Origin of the sequence: Streptomyces abyssomicinicus, from assembly GCF_008974245.1 — a bacterium.
Taxonomy (GTDB): domain Bacteria; phylum Actinomycetota; class Actinomycetes; order Streptomycetales; family Streptomycetaceae; genus Streptomyces; species Streptomyces abyssomicinicus.
The window spans coordinates 1,113,636-1,126,536 of sequence record NZ_BBZI01000006.1 but is presented as its reverse complement, the minus strand read 5'-3'; the positions used below and the strand labels follow the sequence as shown (position 1 = coordinate 1,126,536).

General features: G+C 69.8%; 12 protein-coding genes. 7 read left to right on the top strand and 5 right to left on the bottom strand.

Annotated features, from left to right (window positions below; all coding sequences use genetic code 11):
• Positions 1–8: 8 nt before the first annotated feature.
• From GBN72_RS12350 to GBN72_RS12340, 3 genes are read right to left on the bottom strand one after another with little or no spacing between them, the layout of a single operon-like run.
• Positions 9–866 (bottom strand): carbohydrate ABC transporter permease, encoded by an 858-nt coding sequence (locus GBN72_RS12350; RefSeq protein WP_151771739.1) that lies wholly within the window; start codon positions 864–866, stop codon positions 9–11.
• 5 nt (positions 867–871) lie between these two features.
• Complete coding sequence (locus GBN72_RS12345) at positions 872–1,777, bottom strand: carbohydrate ABC transporter permease (RefSeq protein ID WP_151771738.1); 906 nt, start codon at positions 1,775–1,777, stop codon at positions 872–874.
• The gene (locus GBN72_RS12340; protein ID WP_151771737.1) at positions 1,774–3,084 is read right to left on the bottom strand and encodes an ABC transporter substrate-binding protein; all 1,311 of its coding nucleotides are present in this window, start codon (positions 3,082–3,084) and stop codon (positions 1,774–1,776) included. The genes GBN72_RS12345 and GBN72_RS12340 overlap by 4 nt, the downstream gene beginning before the upstream one ends.
• 208 nt (positions 3,085–3,292) lie before the next feature.
• Here GBN72_RS12340 and GBN72_RS12335 point away from each other — a divergent pair, with 208 nt between their 5' ends.
• Together GBN72_RS12335 and GBN72_RS12330 are read left to right on the top strand one after the other, a co-directional pair.
• Positions 3,293–4,351 carry a LacI family DNA-binding transcriptional regulator gene (locus GBN72_RS12335; protein ID WP_151771736.1) on the top strand — a complete coding sequence of 353 codons (1,059 nt, stop codon included), beginning with the start codon at positions 3,293–3,295 and terminating at the stop codon, positions 4,349–4,351.
• A gap of 176 nt (positions 4,352–4,527) precedes the next feature.
• Entirely contained in the window at positions 4,528–5,718 is a 1,191-nt protein-coding gene (locus tag GBN72_RS12330) for an LCP family protein (protein ID WP_151771735.1), read from the top strand.
• 209 nt (positions 5,719–5,927) lie between these two features.
• Here the strand turns inward: GBN72_RS12330 and GBN72_RS12325 are convergent, their stop codons facing one another.
• Positions 5,928–7,130 carry a class I SAM-dependent methyltransferase gene (locus GBN72_RS12325; protein WP_439959753.1) on the bottom strand — a complete coding sequence of 401 codons (1,203 nt, stop codon included), beginning with the start codon at positions 7,128–7,130 and terminating at the stop codon, positions 5,928–5,930.
• Between the two features lie 358 nt (positions 7,131–7,488).
• Between GBN72_RS12325 and groES the strand changes: the two genes are divergently transcribed.
• The gene (gene groES / locus GBN72_RS12315; protein ID WP_031477499.1) at positions 7,489–7,797 is read left to right on the top strand and encodes a co-chaperone GroES; all 309 of its coding nucleotides are present in this window, start codon (positions 7,489–7,491) and stop codon (positions 7,795–7,797) included.
• 221 nt (positions 7,798–8,018) lie between these two features.
• Positions 8,019–9,647, top strand: a complete 1,629-nt coding sequence (groL, locus tag GBN72_RS12310) for a chaperonin GroEL (RefSeq protein WP_151771732.1) — start codon at positions 8,019–8,021, stop codon at positions 9,645–9,647.
• A gap of 109 nt (positions 9,648–9,756) precedes the next feature.
• On the opposite strand, the gene GBN72_RS12305 is transcribed toward groL, so the two are convergent.
• On the bottom strand, positions 9,757–10,833 hold the full coding sequence (locus GBN72_RS12305; RefSeq protein ID WP_174887122.1) for a hypothetical protein: 1,077 nt from the start codon (positions 10,831–10,833) through the stop codon (positions 9,757–9,759).
• Positions 10,834–11,251: 418 nt separating this feature from the next.
• Here GBN72_RS12305 and GBN72_RS12300 point away from each other — a divergent pair, with 418 nt between their 5' ends.
• The 3 genes from GBN72_RS12300 to GBN72_RS12290 are packed head-to-tail and all read left to right on the top strand — an operon-like array spanning position 11,252 to position 12,874.
• Positions 11,252–11,494, top strand: coding sequence for a hypothetical protein (locus GBN72_RS12300; protein WP_151771731.1), 243 nt, complete (start codon positions 11,252–11,254; stop codon positions 11,492–11,494).
• On the top strand, positions 11,439–12,164 hold the full coding sequence (locus tag GBN72_RS12295) for a hypothetical protein (protein ID WP_164540574.1): 726 nt from the start codon (positions 11,439–11,441) through the stop codon (positions 12,162–12,164). Before GBN72_RS12300 ends, GBN72_RS12295 begins: the two co-directional genes overlap by 56 nt.
• Positions 12,164–12,874 (top strand): hypothetical protein, encoded by a 711-nt coding sequence (locus GBN72_RS12290; RefSeq protein WP_151771729.1) that lies wholly within the window; start codon positions 12,164–12,166, stop codon positions 12,872–12,874. Before GBN72_RS12295 ends, GBN72_RS12290 begins: the two co-directional genes overlap by 1 nt.
• Positions 12,875–12,901: the final 27 nt, after the last annotated feature.

Sequence of the window (12,901 nt, the reverse complement as noted above, 5' to 3'; positions counted from 1 at the left end):
GAGAAGTGTTACTTGCCGCCGACGCCCATCAACCCGCTCACCAGGGCCCGACGGGCCACCAGGTAAACGACGAAGATCGGCACGCCGGAAAGGACGACGGAGGCCAGCAGCGCGGGAATGTTGACCCCGAACTGGCTGACGTAGTTGTACAGACCCAGGGTGAGGACCCGGGGTTCTTCGGACTGGGTGAAGATCAGGGGGAACAGGAATCCGTTCCAGGCCTGCAGCGCGGAATAGATGATCACCGTGCTGATGCCGCCCTTGGCCAGCGGAATCACCAGCTGGAAGAGCATACGGGTCGGCGAGGCACCGTCCAGGGCCATCGCCTCGTACGACTCCTCGGAGATGTCGCGCAGGGTGCCGACCAGGATCAGCACCGAGACCGGCATGGCGAAGGCGGCCGTCGGCAGGACGATCGCCCACAGGCTGTCGTAGACGTTCAGCTTGGTGATCATCAGGTAGAGCGGCACCACGACGGCCTGCGCCGGGATGGCGACGCCGAGGAGGAACAGCCGGAACGCGCCGCCGGACCAGAAGCCGCGGTTGCGGACCGCGACGAAGGCCAGGGGAACCGTGAGCCCGACAACGATGGCAACGACGCCGAGAGCGGCCAGCGCGGTGTTCAGCAGGTAGTGCGGGAAACCGGACTCCAGCACCAGGCTGTAGTTGTCCAGCGTCGGATCGTTCGGAGGCTTGAGGGCGTTGCGGCCCACCGCCTCCTCGGGTCCGGCGAGCGAGGTCGTGATCATCGCGTAGAGGGGGATGAGCACGATGAGCAGCCACACGAACGAGGCGACACCCGCGACGGGGTTGCTCCGCCTCGACCGGGAGCGGCGCGGCGCGGTGGCGGTGCTGCGGTGGGACATGTGGGTCACATCCCCTCTCGGGCGCTGCGCATGGAACCGAACCCGGTGATCCGGACCATCAGCAGGGAGAGGCCGGTCGCGGCGAACACCAGGAAGGTGGCGACCGCGCTGGCGTAGCCGAAGTCGTAGGACCGGAAACCGGCTTCGTACATGAGGTACGGCAGGATCGCGGTGTCGGTGCCCGGCCCGCCCTGGGTGAGGATCAGCACGGTCTCGAAGTAGGTCAGGGAGCCCACCACCATCAGCACGCTGGACATCGCCATGGTGTGCCGCAGCTGGGGCAGCGTGATGGAGAAGAACTGGCGTACACGGCCCGCCCCGTCGATCGCGGCGGCCTGGTACAGGACCTCGGGGATCTGCCGCGCGCCACCCTGGTAGATCAGGGTGTGGAACGGGATGAACTGCCAGCCGCCGACGAAGACGATCGCCAGGAAGGCGCCCGAGGTGGTGCCGAGCGTGTCGCCCTTGATGACGCCGAAGTTCGGGTCGAGGAGGGCGAAGAAGAGCAGTGCGATCGCCGTGGAGGACAGCAGGAACGGCGTGAAGAAGATCGCCGACAGGACAGCGCGGTTGCGCTGCTTGCCGGAGGCCCAGACACCGAGCAGAAGCGCGATGACGGTCTGGAAGACCCAGCTGACGACGGTCAGCGCGACGGTGACGGTCAGTGACTGGGTGAGGCGAGGATCGCTGACGAGGTTGCGCCAGTTCTCCAGGCCCACGAATTCGGGGTCGCCGAGGCCGTTCCACTCGGTGAAGGAGAGGTAGACGGCCAGCGCCATCGGAGCGACAGCGAAGAACAGGAAGAACAGGACGCCGGGCAGCGCCCAGGACGCGTTCGGGCGACCCACCTGGGTTGCCCGAACGCCGCCCTTGGGCGCTGCGTCGACGGATTTGGTGACCGGCTCGGTCACTTGAGCCCCTTCAGTGCGGTGACGAACTCCTTGGGCGAGGACTGGCCCAGGAAGAGCTTGTCGATTTCGGTGAGCATCGGAGCAGACCAGTCGGGCTTGACGGCCTGGTCCCAGCTGAGGGTGAACGCGGGGGCGTTCTGGACCAGCTCGTACTGGAACTTCGCGAACTCCGGGTTGGGCGAGTCTTCGAGGAGCGCGCCCGCGTTGGCGGTGGTGGGGATGTCGCCGTTGGCGATCAGCGCCTTGGTGTACTCCTCGGACGCGCAGGTCTTGAGGAACTCGATCGCCGCTTCCTTGTTCTGGGTGCGGGAGCTGAGCGACCAGTAGTTGGTCGGGTTGCCGACGACGTTCCTGATGTCGCCCGCGCCGCCGTCGTACGCCGGGAAGGCGACCCAGCCGAGGTCCTTCTCGGCGAACGCCTTGAACTTGCCGAGCTGGGTCGAGTACTCCCACGAGCCCATCAGGTGCATGGCGGCCTTGCCCTTGGCCAGCAGGGCGGAGGCACCGCCGTTGTTGTACTGGACGGAGCTGAAGCCCTTGCCGAACGCCTCGTTGTCGACCAGGCCCTTGATCTCCTCGGCCGCGCGGAGCACCGCCGGGTCGCCCCAGGCGGCGGGGTCGCCGGACTGGATCTTGCGGAAGACCTCGGGGCCGCCGATGCGGTCCACCAGGTACGACACCCACATCAGCTCGGTCCACTTGTCCGCGCCGCCGAGCGCGAACGGCTGGATGCCCCTGGCCCTGAACTTCTTGTTGATCTCGACCAGCTGGGTCCAGCTGGTCGGCGGCTCGAGGCCGGCGTCCTTGAAGACCTTCTTGTTGAAGAACAGCAGGACGGGCTGCATGCCACGCATCGGAATGCCGTACGGGCGGCCCTCGAGCGCACCGGACTGGATGATCGACGGCAGGAAGCCGTTCTTCAGCGCCGGGGTGGACTCGATGATGTCGTGCAGGTCGATGAGCTGGTCCTCGTCGACGTAAGCCTTGATCGAGCCGCCGCCCCAGTTGAAGAACAGGTCCGGCGCGCTCGGCGAGCCCATGGCAGTGCGCAGCTTGGCAGGGTAGTCGCTGCCCGGAATGCGCTGCAGCTTGATCGTGCCGCCGGTCTTCTTGGCGGCGGAGGACGCGTTGAAGGTCTTGATCGCGTCTTCCTGGATCCTCGCGGCGTCGTCTCCCCAGACGAACGCCGTCAGCTCGCTGTCCTTCTTGCCGCTGCCGGAATCGCTGGAACCACAGGCGGTGAGACCGGCGGAGAGCATGGTGGCGCCACTGACGCCGAGGAACCAACGCCTGCTGTAGGACTCCATGGACTAGCACTCCTTGAAGGAAGCGGTCTTCCTTGACCGCAACTACGGGGATCGGGCGCCGTGGGGGTGTTTGCCCGTCGGGTAACTCTCGGCACGGCCCTGTGGGGTGCTTCCTTCGAAGCTTTCGAACGATGCCGCGAATGTTTTGGGAACCTAAGCGCGTCAGAGGGGTTCGTCAAGAGGTAGCGCAGATATACGATCCCGAACCATGACGTCTCCGGATTCCGCCGAAACCCCCTCCGTGCCCCGGCAGGGGCGCACAGCGACGCTTGCCGAGATCGCCCGGGCGGCCGGTGTGTCCGCTCCGACTGTTTCGAAAGTCCTCAACGGCAGGGCCGACGTGGCCCCTGCGACCCGCTCCCGCGTGGAGCGCCTGCTGCGGAGCCACGGTTACCGCAGGCGGCGTGCGGACGCCTCCAGGTCCCCGCTGATCGAACTCGTCTTCCACGAACTGGAGAGCGCCTGGGCGATGGAGGTCATCCGCGGGGTGGAGCGCGCCGCCCGGCGCGCGGGCCTCAGCGTGGTGCTCTCGGAGAGCGCCGGACGCCATACGCCCGGGGGGAGTTGGGCGGACCAGGTGGCCGCCCGCCGGCCGCACGGCGTGATCCTGGTCCTGTCCGGCCTGGACGAGGGCCAGCGCACGCTGCTGACGAGCCGGTCCATCCCGTTCGTGGTGATGGACCCGGCCGGCGACCCCGGCGCCGACGTGCCCTCGGTCGGCGCCACGAACTGGCAGGGCGGACTCTCCGCCACCCGCCACCTGGTGGAGCTCGGGCACACCCGGATCGGCGCCATCAGCGGCCCCACCCGGATGATGTGCGCGCGGGCGCGGGTGGACGGCTACCGTGCCGCGCTGGAGACCGCCGGGCTGGCCGTGGACCCGGGCCTGATCCTCGACGGTGACTTTCATCACGAGGCCGGCTACCGGCTCGGCCTGGACCTGCTGCGCCGCGAGAACCGGCCCACGGCGGTCTTCGCCGGCAACGACCTCCAGGCGCTGGGCATCTACGAGGCGGCGCGCGAACTCGGGCTGCGGATCCCCGACGACCTGAGCGTCGTGGGCTTCGACGACCTGCCGGTGGCCCGCTGGGTGGGGCCGCCGCTGACCACCGTCCGGCAGCCGCTCACCGAGATGGCCGAGGCGGCCACCAGGATGGTTCTCGAACTGGGACGCGAGGAGAAGCCCACGGCGGGCGCGCGGATGGAACTGGCCACCAGTTTGGTGGTGCGGAGCAGCACGGCTCCTCCGGCCGCGGGGGCGATCTGAGTCGCAAACGGCCGTCGAAACTTTCGGTCCATCGTTTCGGCGGCCGGCCCGGGCCGGACTGACCGGCCCGTCCGGCGGCTCCGCCCCCGGCCGTCGCTTCCACCGCCGTCCAGCCGTCGGCCGGTGGGAGATTCCCTCGGCCGGTGGGAGATTCCCTCCCGGGCCGGTGCGGACTTATGTTCTGCTCCGTGACTGAAGCAGAGGGGCACGGCGGGCGCGGCCGGGGAGCCGCCGTCCGGACGCCGAACAGGCGCTGGACCAGGGCCGTCGGATACACGCTCGGGGGAGTGCTGGTGCTCGGCGCCGCCGGTGGCGGCTGGGCGTACTGGCATCTGGACGGCAACATCCGCAGCGTCGACATCGACGCGGCGCTGGGGGACGACCGGCCGCACGCGCCGGTCGGCATGCCGGTGGGGACCGGCGAGCCGTCGCCGGAGAGCGGTGCGCGGGACGGCGGGGGCGGGGCGCTGGACATCCTGGTGCTCGGCTCCGACTCCCGTGACGGCGAGGAGAACCACCGTCTCGGGGGCGGCGACGCGTCCGGCGGGGCGCGTTCGGACACCGCGATGGTGGTGCACCTGGACGAGGGCAGGACCTCGGCGACCGTGGTCTCGATACCGCGCGACACCCTGGTGACCCGCCCGGCCTGCCCGCTGCCGGAGGGCGGCTCCACCGCCGTCGCGCACGGCGTGATGTTCAACAGCGCCTACGCGGTGGGCGGGCCGGTCTGCGCGGTGAAGACCGTGGAGGCCATGACCGGGCTGCCGGTGGACCACTACCTGGAGATCGACTTCGCCGGATTCGCGGACCTGGTGGACGCGTTGGGCGGCGTCACGGTGGAGGTGGAGCAGTCCATCGACGACGACAGGAGCCACCTGCACATCGAGGCCGGTGTCCACCGCCTCCACGGCGAACAGGCGCTGGCCCTCGCCCGCACCCGTCACGGAGTCGGTGACGGAAGCGACCTGGGGCGCATAGGGCTCCAGCAGAAGCTGGTGAAGGCACTGCTGGAGGAGGTCACGCGGGCGGAACTGCTGACCGACCCGGTGCGCCTGTACCGGGTGGCCGACGCGGCGACCTCCGGCCTCACCGCCGACACCGGCCTCGACTCGCTGGAGGAACTGGCCGCCTTCGGGCAGAGCCTGCGCGGTCTGCCGCCCGAAGGGGTCCGGACGGTGACACTTCCGGTCGTCCCCGCCCCGGCCGACCGGAACCGGGTGGTGCCCGACGAGCCGGAGGCGGGGGAGCTGTGGGCGTCGCTGCTGCCGGGGGCGGACCCGGCGGGGCCGGAACCGGAGGTGTCGTCCTCCCCGGGCGGGCGGTCCACCGTGCCGTCCACCGGGCTGTCGGCCCTCTCGTCGCAGTAACGTTTCTGCGCGGGTTGGTCCGGCAGGGCGCCGGTCCGGCAGGGCGCAGCGGTGCGGCAGGGTGCAGCGGTCCGCAGGCATCCGGTGCGCAGGCAGCCGGTCCGGCAGGAACCACGGGCCGGCGCACCCGCCGGGACGACGCACTGCCGCCACCCTCGCCGGGCTCCGCCCGGGCTCGTCCGGGCCCCGGGCGGGGCTCCTCGGTGGCCTCACCGTGGCAGCGGGTGCCCCAGCAGCATCGTCGGAGCGCCCGCCACGCGGGTGAGGAAGACCGTCACCGCGTTCCTGCCCTGCGGCTTCGGCAGTGCCTTGCGGCGCAGTTCCTCCGGCTCGACCGCCGAACCGCGCTTCTTCACGGTGAGGGTGCCGACCTGACGTTCCCGCAGCAGCGCCTTCAGCTTCTTGACGTTGAAGGGCAGCGTGTCGGTGATCTCGTACCCGGTGGCGTACGGGGTGGGGTGCGGCTCGTCGGAGGTGACGAAGGCGATGGTCTCGTCGATCAGCCCACCGCCGACCTCCTCGGCCACCTCGGCGACCAGATGCGCGCGGATCACCGCGCCGTCCGGCTCGTACAGGTACCGGCCGACGGGCCGGACGGCCGGATCGGGCAGCCCCCGGCCGTCGAGCCGGCGCGGACCCGGCAGCAGCGTGGCGCACACCGCGCCGGGGCGGGCGGCCCCGCCGAACCAGAGGACGGCCTCCTTGACGTCGCCGCCGTCCGAGATCCACTCCGCCTCGGCGTCCCCCGGCACCGCATCGTGCGGAATGCCGGGAGCCACCTTCAGCGCGGCGGCACGGGAGGCGCCGCGGGCGGCCTCCACCGCCCAGGACAGCGGCGGCGAGTAGGCCTCCGGGTCGAAGATCCGCCCCCGGCCGCCGCGGCGCGCCGGGTCCACGAACACCGCGTCGTACGGCGCGGCGTCCACCTCGGTGACGTCGGCCTCCCGCACCTCGATCAGGTCGGTGAGGCCCAGCGCCTCGGCGTTGGCCCGGGCGACGGCGGCGGTCAGCGGGTCCCGGTCGACGGCCAGCACGCGGACGCCGGCCCGGGCGAGGGCGACGGCGTCGCCGCCGATGCCGCAGCAGAGGTCGGCGACGGAGCGGACACCGAGGGCGGCGAACCGCGCGGCGCGGTGGGCGGCCACGGAGGCGCGCGTGGACTGCTCCACGCCGTTGGGGGTGAAGAACATCCGCCGGGCGTCCTCCGCGCCGAACTTGGCGGCGGCACGGGTGCGCAGACGGGCCTGGGTGAGGGCGGCCGACACCAGCTCCGGGGAGTGGGTCCTCCGCAACCGGGTGGCGGTGGCCAGTTCCTCGCCGGGGGTCACGTCCCGTACCTCGTCGAGGAGGGCGCGGCCCTCGGGGGTCAGCAGCGCCGCGAACGCGGCCAGGTGCACAGCGGTCTCACTCACCGCCCCATTGTCCCCGTCCCCAGTGCCCCCGTTCCCACCGTCCCCGCCGTCCCCGTCCCTGCCTTCCACTCTCCACCGGGCCCACCCGCCCGCGCCGCGGGACGGTGAGGGCAGGGCGGCGGGGGCGGGGAGAGTGCGGGCGGGACGCCTTGCCCTGCCGCGGGAGTTCGCGCAACCCGCCGGGAAATTGGCACTCCGCTTGACCGAGTGCTAACCCCGGTCATAGTCTCAGCTCTGGCACTCGCCCCAGGTGAGTGCCAGTAGCGACGGGCAGGTCCGGCACCCGCGACGACGGATCCACCTGGTCGCCACCTCAGACAGTTAACCCCGTGAGATCTCCGAAGGGGGAGGTCGGATCGTGACGACCGCCAGCTCCAAGGTTGCCATCAAGCCGCTCGAGGACCGCATCGTGGTCCAGCCGCTCGACGCCGAGCAGACCACGGCCTCTGGCCTGGTCATTCCGGACACCGCCAAGGAGAAGCCCCAGGAGGGCGTCATCCTGGCCGTGGGCCCGGGCCGCTTCGAGAACGGCGAGCGCCTGCCGCTCGACGTCAAGGTCGGCGACATCGTGCTCTACAGCAAGTACGGCGGCACCGAGGTGAAGTACAACGGCGAGGAGTACCTCGTCCTCTCGTCCCGCGACGTCCTCGCGGTCATCGAGAAGTAATTCACCCCGCTTCGCCGGAGCCTGCCCGCCCGATCGACGCTCGTTCGGTCGACCGCGTGCTCGCTCCCGCCGAAGCCCGCTTCTCCTGAAGCACCGAGCTGCGCCCCGGGCCCCCGCGCCATAAGCCGGGCGCCGGGGCGCAGTTCGCTTTTTCAAGACTTCGTATTGCTCCGACACAACGGCGATACACCGCATTCTCCCGAGAGGGCTGAACCGCTCCCATGGCGAAGATCCTGAAGTTCGACGAGGACGCCCGTCGCGCCCTCGAGCGCGGCGTCAACAAGCTGGCCGACACGGTCAAGGTGACGATCGGCCCCAAGGGCCGCAACGTCGTCATCGACAAGAAGTTCGGCGCCCCGACCATCACCAACGACGGCGTCACCATCGCCCGCGAGGTGGAGATCGAGGACCCGTACGAGAACCTCGGCGCCCAGCTGGTGAAGGAGGTCGCGACCAAGACCAACGACATCGCCGGTGACGGTACGACCACCGCGACCGTGCTCGCCCAGGCCCTGGTCCGCGAGGGTCTGCGCAACGTCGCCGCCGGCGCCTCCCCGGCCTCCCTGAAGAAGGGCATCGACGCCGCGGTCAAGGCCGTGTCCGAGGACCTCCTCGCCACCGCCCGCCCGATCGACGAGAAGTCCGACATCGCCGCCGTCGCCGCCCTGTCCGCCCAGGACAAGCAGGTCGGCGAGCTCATCGCCGAGGCGATGGACAAGGTCGGCAAGGACGGTGTCATCACCGTCGAGGAGTCCAACACCTTCGGTCTGGAGCTGGACTTCACCGAGGGCATGGCCTTCGACAAGGGCTACCTGTCCCCGTACTTCGTGACGGACCAGGAGCGCATGGAGGCCGTCCTCGAGGACCCGTACATCCTCATCAACCAGGGCAAGATCTCCTCCATCCAGGACCTCCTGCCGCTGCTCGAGAAGATCATCCAGACCAACGCCTCGAAGCCGCTGCTGATCATCGCCGAGGACGTCGACGGCGAGGCCCTGTCGACCCTGGTGGTCAACAAGATCCGCGGCACGTTCAACGCCGTCGCGGTCAAGGCGCCCGGCTTCGGTGACCGCCGCAAGGCGATGCTGCAGGACATGGCCGTCCTCACCGGCGCCCAGGTCATCGCCGAGGAGGTCGGCCTCAAGCTCGACCAGGTCGGCCTCGAGGTGCTCGGCTCCGCCCGCCGCGTGACCGTCACCAAGGACGACACCACCATCGTCGACGGCGCCGGCTCCTCCGCGGACGTCGCGGGCCGCGTCAACCAGATCAAGGCCGAGATCGACGCCACGGACTCCGACTGGGACCGCGAGAAGCTCCAGGAGCGCCTCGCGAAGCTGGCCGGCGGCGTGTGCGTGATCAAGGTCGGCGCCGCCACCGAGGTGGAGCTGAAGGAGAAGAAGCACCGTCTGGAGGACGCCATCTCCGCGACCCGCGCCGCGGTCGAGGAGGGCATCGTCTCCGGTGGTGGCTCCGCGCTGGTCCACGCCGCCAAGGTCCTGGAGGGCAACCTCGGCAAGACCGGCGACGAGGCCACCGGTGTCTCCGTGGTCCGCAACGCGGTCGTCGAGCCGCTGCGCTGGATCGCCGAGAACGCCGGCCTCGAGGGCTACGTGATCGTCTCCAAGGTCAAGGAGCTCGACAAGGGCCAGGGCTACAACGCCGCGTCCGGCGAGTACGGCGACCTGGTCAAGGCCGGCGTCATCGACCCGGTCAAGGTCACCCGCTCCGCCCTGGAGAACGCCGCCTCCATCGCCTCCCTCCTCCTCACGACCGAGACCCTGGTCGTCGAGAAGAAGGAAGAGGAGGAGGCCCCGGCGGGTCACGGCCACAGCCACGGCCACTCCCACTGACCCACCCCGCTCCACCCGTACCACCCCGAGGCCCGGCCTCCCGCTCCCCGCGGGACGCCGGGCCTCGGCGCGTGCGGGCCGTCCACGGGCGGCGATCCCTCGCCGAGGGCTACACCCAGGCGTCCCCGCCCGTCTGATCGCCGACCGTCCCAGCTCCCGCGATCGAGGCGAGGCAGCCGGGACAGAGGGACTCGTCCTGGGTGGGCCGGAACATCGTGGGGTGGTCGTGACGGTCGCCTTCGCACTCCCGCAGCGGTTGGGGCCGCGGTGGAGCCTCGGGCGGCGGGGTGAGCGCGCGGGCGGCGGTGGGGAGCGGCGGTACGTCGGTCAGCAGGTAGCGCAGGAGGCCACCGGGTCTGCGGACCGGGGCTCCGTCCGCGGGCAGGCCGCGCAGGACGTGGCTGCGTACGTCGGCGGGGGTGTGCCCCGCGGCCAGCCAGCGTGCGGTGAGGCGCGTCAGCTCGGGCCGCATGGCGCGAGGGATGCCCCTCAGGTCGGGATCGAGCGCCGGGAACGCTTCGACGAGCGCGCGGGCCTGGTCCAGCGCTTCGGACGCGGGACCGCCGCTGGTGCCGCTGGTGCCACTGTCGCTGCTGTCGTCCCTGGCTCGGCCGCCAGGAGCTGTTGCCGGCGTTGCCGCAGGCCCGTCCGTGGCGGAGGCTTCCACCGAGGTCGCCCCGGTTACCGCCGCGTCCCCGGCCGCCGCCGGATGGTGGGAAGTCTTTTCCTTCTCTTCCATGTTCTGGAGGGGTTGACCGCCGGTCGGCCGGGCTGTCGGCCGACCGACGGCCGGAAGGTGGCTACTCGGCCCGACCTGCGGCGTTACCCGATGCGTGGTGTCCTTCCCCTGCGCCGGCACGGCCGCGAGAAGCTTGAGCCCCTCACCCGGCCGCAGCGGCACGCTGGAGACGAGCTGCTGCGTGCTCCAGCGGCCCCGCTCGACCGGCACGCGCCGCTCGTGGACATAGCCCTCGGCGATGAGCTGCCGCTTGGCGGTGGTGAAGGCCGACCCGCCGATGCGGGCGCGCTTCGCGGTCTCCGACAGCGTCTCGGTCGCACCGGGCGGGAGGGAGAGCTGCCAGGTCAGGATGCGGGCGGCGTCCGAGGACAGTCGCGGGTGCCGGATGATCTCGTTGGCCAGCTGGGTGAAGGCGCGCTTGGGCGCGATAAAGTTGCGGCAGATCACCGTGGAGCCTCATTCCACTTGTGGTTCAAGGCCCTCGCGGACGGGTGCAACCGTCCCGGGGGCCGTTTTGTTTGCGCCAACCGGACCCGCGGCGGGTCAGGTTGACGAGACGACGCTACTGCACGCTGCGTATGTGTCCATGCGCGAAGAGTGAATATGCAAGCTCCTGGCACCCTCCCCAGTCGCTGATTCACCCGCAAGAGTCACGCCAGGCCCCAATTCACTGACCGTCCGCACGGGCGTTCCACGCTCAGGGCCCCCACCAGGCGTCGAGCCCGCGGAACCGCCGGTGCTGAGCGCGCCGTTGCTGCTCGGTTTCGGTCAGTTCCGTTCCTGACCGCCACTAGGCCCCAAGGTCGCTTGGTACGACTGGTGTCACGCCGGTGCGAGACCGGACCACGGGGGAGGCGCGGGGGACATGGCCTGGGAAGAGTGGGAGCAGTTGAAGGCGGAGGGGGCCGCACCCTCCGCCCCGTCGGGCGGGATGCGGCTCAACCAGCACGCCGCCGGCCAGGGCGGCAGCAGCGGCCCTGACCTGAAGGTCCAGCACCAGCAGCTGCGTGCCCTCGGCACGCTCGCCGTCTCCGGCGATTACCAGCAGTGGAGTGGACAGCGTCAACTACTCCATGGCGAACTGGGGCGGTATGGGGGACCTGGCTGACCGAGACGGGTATTACGGGAGGGACGACGCCCGCTTGCGAGACTTCGGAGTGGCCAACACGGTCGGCTTCCTGCGCAACATCGCAGCTGACGAGGGAGCACACCAGACCCTCGCACAAGCGCAGCAGATCTACGGGACCAGCCTGATGGCGGCCCATGGAGACAGTCAGGCGGACGCCATCAACGCGGCGGAGCGCAGCATCCGCATGCACGGGTTGATCGACGAGCCTCGTATGGAGGCCATTGCCGGTCAGTACAAGGACGAGGCCGACAAGCGAAACCAGGAGCTGGAAAAGCAGGCTGCCTGGATCGAGTACGGAGCAGGAGCACTTGTCGGGGTGGGTGCCGGTCTCGTGACGGCCCCTACTGCCGGGGTCGGGGCGGTGGCGGTGCCCATCGTCGTCGACACCGTGGGAAGTGCCGTGGAGACGGCCGTGGGAAACCACATGATGGACTGGCTCAAGGAGAACGAGTTCAAGAACGCGCATGAGGCCATCAAGACGCTCGACGGCGCCAAGTTTGCCAACCAGGCAAACGCTGCCAGCCCTTTGCGCGAGTACTTGCTGCAGACGGGCATGCCGTCGGGAGCTGTTCAGGATGTGATCGAGGAAATGGACGATGCCTACAACAGGGGCAGGATCGTGACGGATACCGACGACGTGGAGAAGTGATGCGCAGAGCAGGTGTGACCGGAGTCGCTCCCCTTCTGCTGATCTGCCTGGCCGGAGGGCTGACGTCGTGCGGGTCGTCCGGTGGTGACGTCGAAGCGCATTCGTCCTCCTCCCCGGCACAAAGAAGCGCTGGCTGCCGGGAGTTAATCGGCGCCGATGGCGTTGAGTGGTCGGAGAGGACCCATGGCGCTGCGCTCGCTGAATCGTCCCGTGATGCACAGGATGCGAATGAGGCGGTGGAGCGATTTCGCAGCAACGCCCGCTCCTGGACCCCTGAAACTGACAGCGTCTACTTCCTTCGTTCCCTGCCGACGGTATGCCGACTGGTGCCTGAGGGGGTGATGAGCGCCGAGGGTCCGGTCACGATCAAGCTCGGCCCAGGGACCTTCCCCTTCGAGGAGCTTGTGGCGGGGGCCATGGGAAAGGGGACCCATGTCACGGAGATGGACGGAGACGTCAAGTTGGTGGCGTGGGCTCCCGACGAGAAGCGAGGAAACCGGAACTCCGTCTACGTGAAGTGCCAGGTCAAAGGCGCGATGAGTGCACAGGGAGAGCGGGTGGCGATCGAGGTCACGATGAAGGACACCCTTGCTGGGGAAACCGGTGCGGTATCGCGTTTCGACGTGTTGCTTGACGCTGCACGAGTGGCGGTGAAGAAGGCCGATTGCCTCAACAGTCCGCCATTGCCGGAACATGCGCCGGACGTGTGACCGGGAATGGCAGACAGTGCGGAGCGA

Excerpts from the sequence above, each read along its gene's own strand:
- GBN72_RS12290 (WP_151771729.1), top strand. The coding sequence starts at position 12,164 with ATGCGCAGAGCAGGTGTGACCGGAGTCGCTCCCCTTCTGCTGATCTGC.
- groL (WP_151771732.1), top strand. The coding sequence starts at position 8,019 with ATGGCGAAGATCCTGAAGTTCGACGAGGACGCCCGTCGCGCCCTCGAG.
- GBN72_RS12330 (WP_151771735.1), top strand. The coding sequence starts at position 4,528 with ATGTTCTGCTCCGTGACTGAAGCAGAGGGGCACGGCGGGCGCGGCCGG.
- GBN72_RS12335 (WP_151771736.1), top strand. The coding sequence starts at position 3,293 with ATGACGTCTCCGGATTCCGCCGAAACCCCCTCCGTGCCCCGGCAGGGG.
- GBN72_RS12300 (WP_151771731.1), top strand. The coding sequence starts at position 11,252 with ATGGCCTGGGAAGAGTGGGAGCAGTTGAAGGCGGAGGGGGCCGCACCC.
- GBN72_RS12340 (WP_151771737.1), bottom strand. The coding sequence starts at position 3,084 with ATGGAGTCCTACAGCAGGCGTTGGTTCCTCGGCGTCAGTGGCGCCACC.
- GBN72_RS12350 (WP_151771739.1), bottom strand. The coding sequence starts at position 866 with ATGTCCCACCGCAGCACCGCCACCGCGCCGCGCCGCTCCCGGTCGAGG.